At 69.4% G+C, this 13,995-nt stretch carries 17 protein-coding genes and 1 pseudogene; 14 read left to right on the forward strand and 4 right to left on the reverse strand.

All coding sequences use genetic code 11. The features are described from left to right. Positions 1–10 precede the first annotated feature (10 nt). Genes ACRDPN_RS04005 through hisH form a run of 5 tightly spaced genes read left to right on the forward strand, consistent with a single transcriptional unit; the run spans position 11 to position 4,116 of the window. Positions 11–493 (forward strand): hypothetical protein, encoded by a 483-nt coding sequence (locus tag ACRDPN_RS04005; RefSeq protein ID WP_431446048.1) that lies wholly within the window; start codon positions 11–13, stop codon positions 491–493. A gap of 9 nt (positions 494–502) precedes the next feature. Then, the gene (gene hisD, locus ACRDPN_RS04010) at positions 503–1,804 is read left to right on the forward strand and encodes a histidinol dehydrogenase (protein ID WP_431446049.1); all 1,302 of its coding nucleotides are present in this window, start codon (positions 503–505) and stop codon (positions 1,802–1,804) included. Between the two features lies 1 nt (position 1,805). Further along, a complete protein-coding gene (locus ACRDPN_RS04015; RefSeq protein ID WP_431446050.1) occupies positions 1,806–2,885 on the forward strand; it encodes a histidinol-phosphate transaminase in 1,080 nt (359 codons plus the stop codon). Beyond that, entirely contained in the window at positions 2,882–3,481 is a 600-nt protein-coding gene (gene hisB, locus ACRDPN_RS04020) for an imidazoleglycerol-phosphate dehydratase HisB (protein ID WP_431446051.1), read from the forward strand. The genes ACRDPN_RS04015 and hisB overlap by 4 nt, the downstream gene beginning before the upstream one ends. Next, positions 3,481–4,116: an imidazole glycerol phosphate synthase subunit HisH gene (gene hisH / locus ACRDPN_RS04025; RefSeq protein WP_431446052.1), complete on the forward strand. Its 636-nt coding sequence runs from the start codon at positions 3,481–3,483 to the stop codon at positions 4,114–4,116. The genes hisB and hisH overlap by 1 nt, the downstream gene beginning before the upstream one ends. A 3-nt stretch (positions 4,117–4,119) precedes the next feature. Here the strand turns inward: hisH and ACRDPN_RS04030 are convergent, their stop codons facing one another. The 3 genes from ACRDPN_RS04030 to ACRDPN_RS04040 all read right to left on the reverse strand — a co-directional run bounded on the left by ACRDPN_RS04030 (position 4,120) and on the right by ACRDPN_RS04040 (position 6,271). Continuing rightward, complete coding sequence (locus ACRDPN_RS04030) at positions 4,120–5,517, reverse strand: M1 family metallopeptidase (RefSeq protein ID WP_431446053.1); 1,398 nt, start codon at positions 5,515–5,517, stop codon at positions 4,120–4,122. A gap of 67 nt (positions 5,518–5,584) precedes the next feature. After that, positions 5,585–5,773 (reverse strand): hypothetical protein, encoded by a 189-nt coding sequence (locus tag ACRDPN_RS04035; protein WP_431446054.1) that lies wholly within the window; start codon positions 5,771–5,773, stop codon positions 5,585–5,587. Between the two features lie 27 nt (positions 5,774–5,800). Next, a complete protein-coding gene (locus tag ACRDPN_RS04040; RefSeq protein WP_431446055.1) occupies positions 5,801–6,271 on the reverse strand; it encodes an alpha/beta fold hydrolase in 471 nt (156 codons plus the stop codon). A gap of 183 nt (positions 6,272–6,454) precedes the next feature. Here ACRDPN_RS04040 and priA point away from each other — a divergent pair, with 183 nt between their 5' ends. After that, the gene (priA, locus tag ACRDPN_RS04045) at positions 6,455–7,180 is read left to right on the forward strand and encodes a bifunctional 1-(5-phosphoribosyl)-5-((5-phosphoribosylamino)methylideneamino)imidazole-4-carboxamide isomerase/phosphoribosylanthranilate isomerase PriA (RefSeq protein ID WP_431446056.1); all 726 of its coding nucleotides are present in this window, start codon (positions 6,455–6,457) and stop codon (positions 7,178–7,180) included. On the opposite strand, the gene ACRDPN_RS04050 is transcribed toward priA, so the two are convergent. Continuing rightward, on the reverse strand, positions 7,181–7,792 hold the full coding sequence (locus ACRDPN_RS04050) for a hypothetical protein (RefSeq protein ID WP_431446057.1): 612 nt from the start codon (positions 7,790–7,792) through the stop codon (positions 7,181–7,183). A gap of 89 nt (positions 7,793–7,881) precedes the next feature. Between ACRDPN_RS04050 and ACRDPN_RS04055 the strand changes: the two genes are divergently transcribed. The 8 genes and pseudogenes from ACRDPN_RS04055 to ACRDPN_RS04090 all read left to right on the forward strand — a co-directional run bounded on the left by ACRDPN_RS04055 (position 7,882) and on the right by ACRDPN_RS04090 (position 13,993). Further along, the gene (locus tag ACRDPN_RS04055) at positions 7,882–8,394 is read left to right on the forward strand and encodes an OsmC family protein (RefSeq protein ID WP_431446058.1); all 513 of its coding nucleotides are present in this window, start codon (positions 7,882–7,884) and stop codon (positions 8,392–8,394) included. Positions 8,395–8,430: 36 nt separating this feature from the next. Then, a complete protein-coding gene (gene hisF, locus ACRDPN_RS04060; protein ID WP_431446059.1) occupies positions 8,431–9,192 on the forward strand; it encodes an imidazole glycerol phosphate synthase subunit HisF in 762 nt (253 codons plus the stop codon). Between the two features lie 46 nt (positions 9,193–9,238). Then, positions 9,239–10,060 (forward strand): annotated as a pseudogene (locus ACRDPN_RS04065) (ABC transporter transmembrane domain-containing protein); the annotation flags it as partial. A 150-nt stretch (positions 10,061–10,210) separates the two neighbouring features. Beyond that, complete coding sequence (locus tag ACRDPN_RS04070) at positions 10,211–10,999, forward strand: ABC transporter ATP-binding protein (RefSeq protein ID WP_431446080.1); 789 nt, start codon at positions 10,211–10,213, stop codon at positions 10,997–10,999. Next, positions 10,996–12,837, forward strand: coding sequence for an ABC transporter ATP-binding protein (locus ACRDPN_RS04075; RefSeq protein ID WP_431446060.1), 1,842 nt, complete (start codon positions 10,996–10,998; stop codon positions 12,835–12,837). Before ACRDPN_RS04070 ends, ACRDPN_RS04075 begins: the two co-directional genes overlap by 4 nt. 4 nt (positions 12,838–12,841) lie before the next feature. Beyond that, positions 12,842–13,189 carry a phosphoribosyl-AMP cyclohydrolase gene (hisI, locus tag ACRDPN_RS04080; protein WP_431446061.1) on the forward strand — a complete coding sequence of 116 codons (348 nt, stop codon included), beginning with the start codon at positions 12,842–12,844 and terminating at the stop codon, positions 13,187–13,189. Between the two features lie 26 nt (positions 13,190–13,215). Further along, positions 13,216–13,752, forward strand: coding sequence for a Trp biosynthesis-associated membrane protein (locus ACRDPN_RS04085; protein WP_431446063.1), 537 nt, complete (start codon positions 13,216–13,218; stop codon positions 13,750–13,752). A 43-nt stretch (positions 13,753–13,795) separates the two neighbouring features. Then, positions 13,796–13,993 carry an HGxxPAAW family protein gene (locus tag ACRDPN_RS04090; protein WP_431446064.1) on the forward strand — a complete coding sequence of 66 codons (198 nt, stop codon included), beginning with the start codon at positions 13,796–13,798 and terminating at the stop codon, positions 13,991–13,993. The last annotated feature ends 2 nt before the right edge of the window (positions 13,994–13,995 follow it).

Here is a 13,995-nt window from a genome sequence, read left to right on the forward strand (position 1 = left end):
GGTGCTCGCCATGATGCGCGTCGTCTGGTGGTCCGCGGTCATGCTCGGGCTGGGTGTCGTGGGGGGCCTGATCTGGTTCTGGCTGGCTGAGCCGGGGGAGTGGGAGTTCACCGAGCTGGGTCTGGTCCGCTCCGAGGGCGAGGTCCGTGCTCAGTTCGCGGTGATCGTGGTGTTCGTCCTGATCGGTGTCGTGCTGTGCTTCGGTTGGGGCTCGATCGCCGGGCATGTGCTGCGCGACATCGGTTGGCGGCTTGTCCCAGTCTTCGCTGTCGTTGCGGGTGTCGCTGGTCTCATCGCGTGGCGGGTGGGCGTCGCGCTCGGTCCCTCCGATCCTCGGGACGCCGCGGACAACCTGTCGATCGGTGATCGACTACCCGCCCAGCTCGCGATCGACGCGGTGGCACCTTTCCTGGTGTGGCCGATGTTCGCGCTGGCCGGCCTTCTGCTCGCGGCCTGGCTCGACCGGAGCGAGGACGTCTCGAGGCCTCCGTAGACTACGCCCGTGATCCGACGACTCGACCTGCGTCATGAAGACGGGGTGCTGCCACGGGCTCAGCGCGACGTGAAGCACGCCCTGGAGGTCGTCGCGCCCCTGTGTGAGGACGTTCGCGTGCGCGGGGAGGAAGCCGTGCTCGAGTACGGCGAACGGTTCGACCACGTCCGCCCGACCGCGCTGCGCGTCGACCCTGCCGAGCTGAACCGCGCGGCCGAAGCGCTCGACACCGACGTCCGGGCCGGTCTCGAGATGTCGATCGCGCGGCTGCGTCGCACCTGCGAGGCCGAGCTCGAGCAGACGGTTGTCACCGAGGTGGCCGACGGCGCCACCGTGGAGCGTCGCATCGTGCCCATGTCGCGGGCCGGTCTGTACGTTCCCGGCGGACTTGCGCCGCTGGTCAGCACTGTGGTGATGAACGCGGTTCCCGCTCAGGTCGCCGGGGTGGGCTCGATCGCCCTGGCGTCACCGCCACAGCCCGAGGCGAACGGGTTGCCGCATCCAACGATCCTTGCCGCCTGCTCGATCCTCGGCATCGACGAGGTCTACGCCGCCGGCGGCGCGCAGGCGCTCGCGATGCTGGCCTACGGCACGACGGCCACCGGCGGATCGGTCGAGCCCGTTGACCTCGTCACCGGGCCCGGGAACATCTACGTCGCGGCGGCGAAGCGGTACCTGCAGGGCACGGTGGCGATCGACAGCGAAGCCGGACCCACTGAGATCGCGATCATCGCCGACGACACCGCCGACGCCGTGTTCGTCGCCGCCGACCTGATCAGCCAGGCCGAGCACGACCCGATGGCCGCCAGTGTCCTCGTCACCGACAGTGAGGCGCTCGCGGACGCCGTGGAGGCCGAGCTCGAACGACAGGTGCCGGCCGCGAAGCACACCGAACGCATCCGCACGGCACTCGGCGGCCGGCAGTCGGCCATCGTTCTCGTCCGCGACATCGACCACGCCGTCGACGTCGCCAACGAGTACGCGGCCGAGCACCTCGAGATCCACACCGACGACGCCTACGACGTGGCGGGTCGCATCGACAATGCCGGCGCGATCTTCGTCGGCCCGCACACGCCGGTCTCCCTGGGCGACTACGTTGCGGGCTCCAACCACGTGCTGCCCACGGCGAGCAGTGCGCGTCACTCCTCCGGCCTCTCGGTTCGTGCGTTCTGCAAGAACGTGCAGGTCGTCACGTACACCGAACAGGCGCTGCGCGACGTCGGCGATCACGTCAATTCGCTGTCCGCCGCAGAAGATCTTCCGTCGCACGCCGCGGCCGTGAGGGCGCGCACCGAACGAGAAGGGGAGTGACGTGTTCCCCCTCCCCGACTGGGTGCCGTTGCGCGACGAGCTCCGCGAGCTCGAGCCGTACGGCGCCCCGCAGATCCGTGACGTCATCAACCTCAACGTCAACGAGAACCCTTATCCGCCCGGCCCCGAGACCGTTGCGGCCATCACCAGAGCGGTCACTGACGCGACTTCGACACTCAACCGATACCCCGATCGGGAGGCGAGCGAACTGCGTGACGCCCTGGCCGGCTACCTCGGGCACGGACTCACGGCCGAGCGCATCTGGGCGGCCAACGGCTCGAACGAGGTCATGCTCCACGTTCTCCAGGCGTTCGGGGGGCCGGGTCGTACGGCGGTGTCGTTCGCTCCGACGTACTCGATGTACCCCGAGTACGCGCGCGACACCCACACACAGTGGGTCACCGGGCAGCGCGAGGACGACTTCACCGTCGGCGTCGATCGTGCGGTGACGCTCATCGGTGACGAGCAGCCGGACGTGGTGCTGCTCGCCTCGCCGAACAACCCCACCGGCACCGCGCTTCCGCTCGACACCGTCAAGGCCGTGCTCGACGTGGCACCGGGGGTGGTCGTGATCGACGAGGCCTATTCCGAGTTCCGCCGCGCCGGAACCCCGACCGCGCTGGAGCTGCTCGACGACCATCCCCGTCTGCTGGTCTCCCGGACGATGAGCAAGGCGTTCGCGCTGGCCGGCGGCCGTCTCGGCTACCTCGCCGCGGACGCCTCGATCATCGACGCGCTGCGCATCGTCCGACTCCCGTACCACCTGTCCGCGGTGTCGCAGGCCACGGCGCTGGCGGCACTGCGTAACTCGGCCGAGCTGCTCGCTCGCGTCGACGAGCTGCGGGTGGCTCGCGACGACCTGGCCGCCTGGTTGCGCGCCCGCGGACACGAGGTCGCGGACTCCGACGCCAACTTCGTGCTGTTCGGCCGGTTTCCCGATCGCCACGCCGTCTGGCAGGGGCTGGTCGACCGTGGGGTGCTGATACGGGAGACTGGACCCGAAGGATGGCTGCGCGTGTCCGTGGGCACACCGGCCGAGATGGCGCAGTTCTACCAGGCACTCGAGGAGGTCACAGCATGACGAGAACGTCTCGCATCGAGCGGAAGACGTCCGAGTCGCACGTCGTCGTCGAGCTGGATCTCGACGGCTCAGGCACGCACGACATCTCCACGGGCGTGGGCTTCTACGACCACATGCTCACGGCGCTGTCGCGGCACTCGCTCATCGACCTCACGGTGAGAGCCGAGGGCGATCTGCACATCGACGCCCACCACACCGTCGAGGACACCGCCATCTGCATTGGCGAGGCACTGCGCGAGGCCCTCGGCGACAAGGTCGGCATCCGCCGCTACGGCGACGCGGTGGTACCGCTCGACGAGGCCATCGCCCAGGCCGTCGTCGACGTCTCGGGCCGTCCGTACTTCGCGCACACTGGCGAGCCGGAGCGTCAGGTCACCGCCATCATCGGCGGCCAGTACTCGGGTTCGTTGACCGGTCACGTGCTGGAGTCGATCGCGCAGCACGCCGCCATCACCCTGCACGTGCGGCTCATCGATGGTCGCGACCCGCACCACATCGCCGAGGCGCAGTTCAAGGCCGTGGCCCGCGCCCTGCGTGACGCCGTCGCCATCGACCCGCGCGAGTCCGGCATCCCGTCGACCAAGGGTGCGCTGTAGTGGCTCGACCGCGCGTCGCGGTCCTCGACTACGGGTCAGGCAACCTCCGTTCGGCCGTGCGTGCGGTCGAGCGTGCCGGCGCCGAGGTGACCCTGACGTCGGAGCCGTCCGTGGCCGAGAACGCCGACGGCCTCGTGGTCCCGGGCGTGGGTGCCTTCGAGGCGTGCATGAGAGGCCTGCTGTCGGTGGGCGGCGACCGCATCATCGAGCGTCGTCTCATCGCGTCCCGGCCGGTGCTCGGCATCTGCGTGGGCATGCAGGTACTGTTCGCCGAGGGCATCGAGCACGGCGTCCGCACGGAGGGGTGCGGCGAGTGGCCCGGCACGGTGGAGCGGCTGCGGGCGCCGATCGTGCCGCACATGGGCTGGAACACCGTCGACCCGGACGAGGGGTCTCGGATGTTCGCCGACATCACCGACGAGCGGTTCTACTTCGTGCACTCCTACGGCGTGCGCGACTGGGTCCTGCAGGCCACCCCGCCGTTCCCGACCCCCTTGGTCACCTGGACCGACTACGAGGCAGATCGTTTCGTGTCTGCCGTGGAGCACGGACCGCTGTGGGCCACGCAGTTCCACCCGGAGAAGTCCGGCGACGCCGGCGCCGCGCTCCTGCGCAACTGGCTCGCGACGCTGTAGGGCTCAAGGTTCGAGGACGGGCCGCTCCGGTGTGTAGAGCCAGGCTTCGAAGAAGGCGTCCAGGTCGTCGCCCGAGATCTTCTCGGCCAGCGCAATGAAGTCCTTGGTCGTGGCGTTGTCGGCTCGGTGTCGCTCCGTCCAGGTGGTGACCAGAGTGGCGAAGTCGTCGGTCCCGATGTCCTGTCGCAGCGCTTCGAGGGTCATGGCGCCGCGCAGGTAGACCGGCCAGCTGAACAGGTTGGTGGCCACACCGAGATCGGCCGGCGGCAGGCTCCAGAAGGGGTCCTGCTCGTCCATGCCCTCGTAGTTCGACCTGAGCTGCTCGGCCGTGGAGTCGCCGTCGTGGTCGGCCTCCCACGACCACTCCGCATGCGTGGCGAAACCCTCGTTGAGCCAGATGTCGCCCCAGTCGTCGAGTCCGACGGAGTTGCCGAACCACTGGTGCGCCGTCTCGTGCATGATGATCTCCGCGGGCGGGACACCGTCGTAGACCGCGCGATCTTGCGTCTCGAGCGCGCCGCCGCTGCCGCTGATGTCCTCCACGACGAGCCCGCCGCCGGCGCTGGGATACGGACCGTACAGCCGCTCTCCGAGCCGGATCGCTTCCTTGAGCTGCCGGCGTTCCTTCTTGAGCGGTCCGAACGACCGGTCGATGAACGACCAGATCGGCAGGGTGCGGCCGTCCGCCAGCTTCATCGAGGACTTGAACACCTGGTACTCGCCGATGGAGACCATCGCGAGGTAGGTCGCCATCGGCACGGGCTGCTCCCACACCCAGGTCGTGCCGTCCTTGCCGGAGCGTTTCGAGGCGAGCACGCCGTTCGAGGCGGCGGCGAGCTCGTCGGGCACCGTGAGCTCGATGTCGAAGGTGGCCTTGTCGGTGGGCGTGTTGTTGTTCGGGAACCACGACATCGCCCCGATCGGCTCGGACATCACCGTCGCTCCGCCTTCGGTGGGCAGCCAGCCTTCACCCTCGAAGGCCTTCGGCGTGCCGTGGTAGTCGACGACGGTGGTGAACGTGCCCTCGACAGGTGCCTCCGGAGTGATCGTGACCTTCTCCCTCGTGTGGTCGACGTCCGCCGGCGATCCGTCGACGGTGATCTCGTCGACCTCCAGGCCGACGAAGTCCAGCTCGAACGACGAGAGCGGGGTGGTGGTGTTCGCCCTGATCGTGGTGCGGGCCTTGACCTCGCCACCGTCTGCGTAGGTGAGATCAATGGCGTAGTGATCGACGTCGTAGGCCGACGTCCCGATGTCCGGGTACAGCGAGTCGCCGGTGCCGGCGGCATCGACGGGACCGCCGGAGCGTCCGACCACGATGCCCAACCCGATCGTCGCCGCGACGGCTGCCACGGCGCCCAGAACGGTGAGGACGCGCCTGGGTGTCGGTGAGAGTGGCATGCGAGCTCCGGTCCGGGACGGGTGAGGTCAGCGTAGGCGTCGCGCTCCGGCCCCGGGCCGGAACCGTTCACACGGCGTCGAGGATGGCCCGGGCCAGCTCGTTCGGCTTGGTGAGGTGCAGCCAGTGGCTGGTGGGCAGCTCGAAGATCGTGAGGTCGTCATAGCGGTCGAGCTCATCGGCCACGTCGGGGTAGTCACGCCGCCACTCGTCGAGGACGGTGCGCGAGAAGCCGGAGGCGACGACCAGGCTGCGCACCCGGTAGCGCCGGTTGTCGTGCAGGGTTCAGCCGTCACGGACGGCCTTCGCCGGGAACGGGACGGCGTCACCCTCGATGCTGCGGCGCACGTCTGCGGTGAGGTCGCGCTGCTCGTCCGGGGTGAACTCGTCCCAGTCGAAGTTGAGGTCGGCTCCTGCTGGTTCGTCACCGGGCTCCGCACTCATCGGCTTCGGAAGGGCGTCGACGTAGACGGCCAGCTCGACGTCGTCCGGGCGTTCGTCCGTGACGATCTGTAGGAGCTTGCCGGCGAAGCTGCTGCCCACCAGCACGACCCGACCGTCGGACGAGTCGACCGCCTCGAGGACCGCGGCCACATGGTCGCTCAGGCCGATCGACGACTGATCGGCTCCGCGTGACTCCGTGCCGGGCAGGATGACGGCCCGCACGTCGTGGCCGGCCGCACGCAGCGCGGGTGTCACCGCGTCCCAGGAGGACGCGTGGAGCCAGAAACCGTGGACCAGGATGAGTGTCGACATGCGTCGACGCCAACGCCGTCGACCGACAGTTCAGGGCCCGGCCGGGGTTGCCCTCCTGTGGGTCACGAGGACCGCGGCATGATGGTCAGTTCGTGGTCGTGAAGCCGGGCGAGAAAGCCGGCAGGACGAAGGACATGGAGCACCACCACTGAGCCGCAGGCTCCGGCAGATACGATCGCTCGCGTGACTCTCGAGCTGCTCCCCGCTGTCGACGTCGCCGACGGGCAGGCCGTGCGGCTCGTCCAGGGTGAGCTTGGCAGTGAGACGGCCTACGGATCGCCCCTCGACGCGGCTCTGCAGTGGCAGTCCGACGGCGCCGAGTGGATCCATCTCGTCGATCTCGACGCCGCGTTCGGCACGGGTTCGAACCGTGAGCTGCTGGCCGACGTCGTGGGCCGCCTCGACGCCAAGGTCGAGCTCTCCGGCGGCATCCGCGACGACGCCTCGCTGGCGGCGGCTCTCGCCACCGGCTGCACACGGGTCAACCTCGGCACTGCTGCCCTGGAGAACCCGGACTGGTGCGCGAAGGTCGTGGCCGAGCACGGCGACCAGATCGCGGTCGGCCTCGACGTCCGGGGACGAACCCTCGCCGCGCGCGGGTGGACGCAGGAGGGCGGCGACCTCTTCGAAGTGCTCGAACGGCTCGAACGCGACGGCTGCGCCCGTTACGTCGTCACCGACGTCACCAAGGACGGCACGCTGCAAGGCCCGAACCTCGACCTGCTGAGGCATGTGTGCGGGGCCACGGACAAGCCGGTCGTCGCGTCGGGCGGCGTGTCGAGCCTCGACGACCTCCGCGCGATCGCCGGCCTCACCGACGACGGCGTCGAGGGAGCGATCGTCGGCAAGGCGCTCTACGCGGGTGCTTTCACCCTTCCCGATGCGCTCGCCGCCGTCGCCAGGGGCTGATCAGCAGCCGTCGCGGATGAGGTCCGGTTTGTTGCCCGTAGTGACCTCGATGAACGTGACCTTCGACGACCCCTTGATGCTCGACACGGTGGCGTCGCCGAAGAGGAAGCCGATGAACTCGTCGTCGGTGAACTCGTAGGCACCGGCCTGGTTGAAGCCGGCGTCGACGACGGGGGAGAGGTTCGGGTACGCCTTCGTGAGGTCGTCGAGCGTGCTGCCGTAGCCGATGCCGTTGCTCGTCTTCGGGCCGTCCTTGAAGACACCGAGCGATGAGATCGTTCCGTCGGTGGCGATGACGTCGACGCCCTTGTACTGCTTCTTCCACTGCAGCGGGAACGGTGGGCAGCCCTCGACCGGCGGCGGGACGTCGGCATCGAACAGGCCGGTCTGCAACGCCTCGGCCTTCGACATGCCTGCTCGGGCGGGGCCGACCGCGCCCGGTTCGACGACCAGGTCGGCCGGAGCGACGACGGTGGGGATTTCAGTGGGGGTCGGGCTGGGCTCGCTGGTCGGTTCTGCCGCCGTGGGATCGGGCTCGTTCGGCTGGTCTCCGCCGCTGCATCCGGTGACGAGGAGCAGCGCCGCAGTGAGCGCGATGGCGAGGAGTCTCATGTTCAGATGTTGCCGCAGCGACGAGGAGCGGTGCAGCCCAATTCACCAATCGGCATCGATGCGGGCCTGATCGGGGCGACGATGGACGGATGGATGCCAACGCGCTGCGCGACCTGCAACGGCCGCTGAAACAGATGTACCGCGAGGCCCCGATGAGCGCGCGCGTTCCGCTGCGGGCCGAGAGCAGGGTGGTGGGCGACGGCATCACCTGCACCGTCGAGACCTGGCCCGGTCCGACGAGGGCCGGCCTCCACATGGCGACGGGCGGGGACGGAAGCGACGCCTGCTCGGCCGACATGCTGGTCGAGGCGTTGGCCGCCTGCGCGGGCGTGACGCTGCGCAGCGTCGCGACGGCGATCGGCGTGAAGCTCCTCGATGCGCGGGTTGTCGTCGACGGTCACTTCGACGCGCGCGGAACGCTCGGGGTCGACCCCGAGATACCGGTCGGGCTGACCGACGTGACCATCACCTTCTCCTTCGAGACGGACGCCGGTGAAGAGAAGGTCAACCGCCTGGTCGAGCTCGCCGAACGCTACTGCGTGGTCGCGCAGACCCTCCGGAATCCGCCCACGGTGACCGTGCGGCACGAGGTGAGCCACTGACACACCCTCATCGGAGCGCGCGGATAGGCTCGACGGGTGAGTCTGGCTGTGCGCGTGATCCCGTGCCTCGACGTCGACGACGGCAGGGTCGTCAAGGGCGTCAACTTCGTCGACCTGCGCGATGCCGGCGACCCGGTCGAGATGGCCCGGGTCTACGACGCCGAGGGCGCCGACGAGCTCACGTTCCTCGACATCACCGCGTCCAGCGTCGGCCGTGACACCACGTACGAGATCGTCGGGCAGACGGCCGACCAGGTGTTCATCCCGCTCACCGTCGGCGGCGGCGTCCGCACGGTCGACGACGTCGACCGGTTGCTGCGGGCGGGTGCCGACAAGGTGGGCATCAACACCGCGGCCATCGAGCGACCCGAGGTGCTCGGCGACATCGCGGGACGCTTCGGCAACCAGGTGCTCGTGCTGAGCGTCGACGCCCGCCGTAGCAGTGAGCAGCCGAGCGGCTTCGAAGTCACCACGCACGGCGGCCGTCAGTCGGCCGGTATCGATGCCGTGGCGTGGGTCCGGCGAGCCTGTGAGCTCGGGGTCGGGGAGATCCTGCTCAACTCGATGGACGCCGACGGTACGAAAAATGGTTTCGACCTGGAAATGATTCGGGCGGTCCGTGACGTTACCCAAGTACCGCTCATCGCGAGCGGAGGTGCCGGTCGGCTCGAGCACTTCGTCGAGGCCGTCGAGTCAGGCGCCGACGCCGTGCTCGCCGCGAGTGTGTTCCACTTCGGCGAGCTGACCATCGGGGACGTGAAGAGCACCTTGCGAGCAGCCGGACACCATGTCAGATAGAGCCACACCAGAGACCGATCTACTGCGCACGGACACCGACCGTGTGATGCGTCGGGGTTTCCGCCTGCTCGGCCGCGGCATCTCCGAGCAGCGGTGGCTGTTCTCGATCTCCGTCATCGGGAGCATCGTGTACGGCGCCACCACGGTGGCCGATGCCTGGGTCCTCGGCTGGGCCACCGACAACGTCATCAGGCCGTCCTTCGAACAAGGCGAGGTCCTCAAGGGGTCGTTGGCCGTCGCGGTGCTGCTGTTCATGACGGTCGCCATCCTTCGTGCTCTTGGCGTGATCGCCCGCCGGCTGGTGGGCGGGGTGGTCTACTACCGTCTCGTCGCCGACTATCGCCGCCGGGTCACGCGTCGCTACCTCGCGCTGCCGATGTCGTGGCACCACCGCCACCCGACCGGTCAGCTGCTCTCCAACGCCAACGCCGACGTCGAGGCCGCGTGGTCGGTGTTCATGCCGCTGCCGATGGCGATCGGTGTCATCGCGATGCTCGTCGCCGCCATCGTCGCGATGCTGCTGGCCGACGTCGTTCTCACCATCGTCGGGCTCGTGGTTTTCCCGGCCCTCTTCGGCATCAACGTGTTCTACCAGCGCTGGCTGTCGCCGAAGGTCGCTCATGCGCAGTCGCTCCGCGGCGACGTGAGCGCCGTTGCACACGAGTCGTTCGACGGTGCGCTGGTCGTCAAGTCCCTCGGCCGAGAGGCCGACGAGACCGCCCGGTTCGCCCGTCACGCCGAGGACCTGCGCGACGCCAACGTCGCGGTCGGACGCATCCGCAGCATCTTCGACCCACTGCTCGAGGCGCTGCCCAACCTCGGGGTGCTCGCCGTCGTCCTGCTCGGCATCGAGCGGGTGGCGTCCGGAGCCGCGGCTCCGGGCGACGTCGTTCAGGTCGCCTACCTGTTCACGGTCGTGGCGTTCCCCGTGCGCGCCATCGGCTGGGTCCTGGGCGAGCTGCCGCGCAGCGTCGTGGGGTGGGAGCGCGTGCGCCGCGTCTTGAACGCCACGGGGGAGATGGGCTACGGATCTCGCGATCTCGCGAGCACGGGAGCCGCCCAGCTGACTCTGCATGACGTCCGTTTCTCCTATGAGCCGGGCATCGAGGTGCTTCGTGGCGTCGACCTCGACCTGACGCCCGGACGCGTGGTCGCCGTCGTCGGTGCCACCGGCGCCGGCAAGAGCACCCTCACCACGTTGCTCACCCGCCTCGTCGACCCGGACTCCGGCTCGGTTCGCATCGACGGTGTCGACGTCCGCGAGCTCACCCACGCCGCCCTCACCGACGCCGTCGCGGTCGCGCCGCAGACCACCTTCCTCTTCGACGACTCCGTCCGCGAGAACGTCACGCTGGGCGAGGACGTGTCCGATGACGCGATCTGGGCCGCGCTGCGCACCGTGCAGGCCGACGGGTTCGTCTCCGCCCTGCCACGAGGGCTGGACACCCAGCTCGGCGAGCGCGGCACCTCGCTCTCCGGCGGTCAACGCCAGCGGCTCGCCCTCGCGCGGGCGCTCGTCAGGCGTCCTCGGCTGCTCGTCATGGACGACGCCACCAGCGCCGTCGACCCCGAGGTCGAGCAACGCATCCTGGCGGCACTCGCCGCCCACACGTCCGTCGCCGATGGCCCGTCGGTGCTCGTCGTCGCGTACCGCAAGGCCACCATCGCCCTGGCCGACGAGGTCATCTTCCTCGACGAGGGCAGGATCGCCGAGCGGGGCACCCACGCCGAGCTGATCGCGCGGTCCGACGACTACCGACTGCTCGTCGACGCCTACGACCAGGCGAGGGAGGTGATCACCGAATGAGCACCGACGTGGACACCGAGATCGTCGACACCGTCGACCCACTCGACGCGCAGGAGGCCCGCTCGGCCAGACTCACCGGCTTCGAGATCATCCGCCGCGGTCTGGCCCTGTCCCCGGCCATCAAGGACGGCCTCGGCATCACCATGCTGCTCGCCGTGCTCAGCACCGTGGGTGGCGCCGTCGTGCCGGTCGTCATCCAGGTCGCCGTCGACTCCGGCCTGGGCAAAGGCGGTGACATCGACAGCAGCGCGGTGGAGAGCTGGATCGTGGTCGCTCTCGTCCTCATCGCGGCCACGGCCGCGTGCGCCTACGTCATGCGGGTGCGCCTGTTCGTGGCCAGCGAGCGAGGACTCACCCAGATGCGGGTCCGGGCGTTCCGGCACGTCCACGACCTCTCGATGCTCACCCAGAACGCCGAGCGTCGCGGTGTGCTCGTCTCACGGGTCACGTCCGACATCGACCAGGTGTCGCTGTTCCTGCAGTTCACCGGCATCTTCATGGTGATCAGCGTCGGGCAGATGGTGGTAGCGACAGCGGTAATGGCCTGGTACTCGTGGCAGCTCACGCTCGTGGTGCTCGCCTGCTTCCTGCCGCTCGTCATCAGCCTGCGGTGGTTCGCCGGCCGGATGAGCCGCGCCTACGACACCGTGCGTCGCACCGTCGGCGAGATGCTGGCCGTCATCGCCGAGCCCGTCGTCGGTGCATCGGTCGTGCGGTCACACGCCATCGAGGACCGCACCCAACGCCGCGTCGACCACGGCATCGACACCAACCTGCGCGCGAACGTCAGCGCCCAGAAGCTCGTCGCCGTCACGTTCGCGTCGGCCGGAGTGGCCGGCGGCCTGGCCAACGCCGGAGCCATCGTGGCCGGTGTCGCCCTCGGCGTCGCCGGTGATCTCTCGATGGGCACGGTCATCGCCTTCGCCTTCCTGGTCGGGCTGCTCGTCGGCCCCGTCCAGATGGCCACGCAGGTGCTCACCGAGGCGCAGAACGCGATCGCTTCGTGGCGGCGCGTCATCGACCTTCTCGACACGCCGGCCGACGTCGTCGACCCAGGGCCAGTCGGTCGCAGGCTTCCCGACGGCGTGCTCGGCGCCCGGTTCGACCACGTCACGTTCGCCTACCCGGGCGGACCCGACGTGCTGCATGACATCGACATCGTCATCGAGCCGCGCCAGCGCGTCGCCGTCGTCGGCGAGACCGGATCGGGCAAGACCACGTTCGCCAAGCTGCTCACGCGCCTGATGGATCCATCCGCGGGCTCGGTGAGTCTCGGCGGGACCGACGTCTCGGAGGTGTCGTTCGACGAGCTGCGACGCCACGTGCTGATGGTCCCGCAGGAAGGATTCCTGTTCGACGCGACGCTGCGCGAGAACCTCCGCTACGGACGCGCCGTCGCCGACGACTCCGCGCTGCTCGCCACCGTCGACGGACTGGGTCTCGACGACTGGTTCGGCACGCTCCCGGCCGGCCTCGACACGCAGGTGGGGCAGCGGGGCGAGTCGCTGTCGGCAGGGGAGCGACAACTGGTCGCCCTCCTGCGCTCGGCGCTGGCCGACCCCGACTTCCTCGTCCTCGACGAAGCCACCAGCGCCGTCGATCCGCAGACCGAGCTGCGCGCCACCCGTGCGCTCGGGCGTCTGCTCGACGGTCGCACGAGCGTCACCATCGCGCACCGCTTGTCGACGGCCGAGAACGCCGACCGCGTCCTGGTGTTCGACGCCGGCCGTCTCGCCGAGGACGGCACCCACGCCCAGCTCGTCGATGCCGGCGGTGTCTACTCGCGACTGCACGCGAGCTGGGTCGCCCAGTCGCGTCTGTCCACGCCAGAGGCCTGAGAGAATGGTCCGTGTGAGCTCCCTCGACCCTGCCGTCGCCGCGCGCCTCAAGCGGGACGCGGATGGCCTCGTCACCGCCGTCATCCAGGACGCCGACAGCCGCGACGTCCTCATGGTCGGATGGATGGATGACGAGGCGCTGCACCGCACCCTCACCACCGGTCGCAGCACGTTCTGGAGTCGCAGCCGTCAGGACTACTGGGTCAAGGGCGAGACGTCCGGTCACGTTCAAGACGTGCGTGAGGTCAGGCTCGACTGCGACGGCGACACCGTCCTCGTGGTCGTCGATCCGCACGGGCCGGCCTGCCACACCGGGGACCGCACCTGCTTCGACGCGGACCGCCTGCTGTGACTCCGCGTCGCCTGTACGTTCCCGTCGTGCTGGCGCTGCTGGCCGCGGGGGCACTCGCTCTCCTGGCCGCCACCCGTCCCTGGCTGCGTGCCACGGTCGAGTCGCCCGGTCTGCCGTCTGATGTCGTCACGGTCGGTGGGCGCGACGCGGCGCCTGCGGCCTTCGGCCTGGCGCTGGTCGTCATCGCCGCAGCGCTCGCGGTCATCGCCACCAAGGGATGGGTGCGTCGTGGGGTCGGCGCCCTGGTCGTGGTGACGTCGCTGGCCGGCGCAGCTCTGGCCCAACAGGCCGACCCGTCGATCGGGCCGTTCAGGAGGGTGCTGGCCGACTCGCCGGCGTTCACGGGGAGCAACTATCCCGTTGGCACCTTCACCGCCTGGCAGCTCGTCACGGTCGTGACGTTCCTGGCAGCCGCAGTGCTCGGCGCCGTCGTCGTGGCACTGGCCGGCAAGTGGCCGACCATGGGCAGCAGGTTCGACGCACCAGTCGCCCAGAAGGACGAACCGCGCACGGAGGGCGACCTCTGGGCGGCGATGGACGAAGGGCGCGACCCGACCGAGTAGGCTGACGCTCGATCAGTCTCACGACTCCCCGAGGAGAAGCCCGATGGCGCACGGATCGTCACCCGCAGCATGGACCGCCGTCATGGTCTGCCTCGTCGGATTCACGATCGGCGGCATCGCCTTGATCCCGGAGCCGAACTGGGTCCTGTTCTGGATCGGCGTCGCCCTCACGCTCCTGTCCGCCGTCGTCGGCCGAATCATGTCCGCCGCCGGGCTCGGTCTCGACCGCACCGAGCACTGACC

It is taken from the genome of Aeromicrobium sp. (assembly GCF_050700635.1).
Classification (GTDB): domain Bacteria; phylum Actinomycetota; class Actinomycetes; order Propionibacteriales; family Nocardioidaceae; genus Aeromicrobium.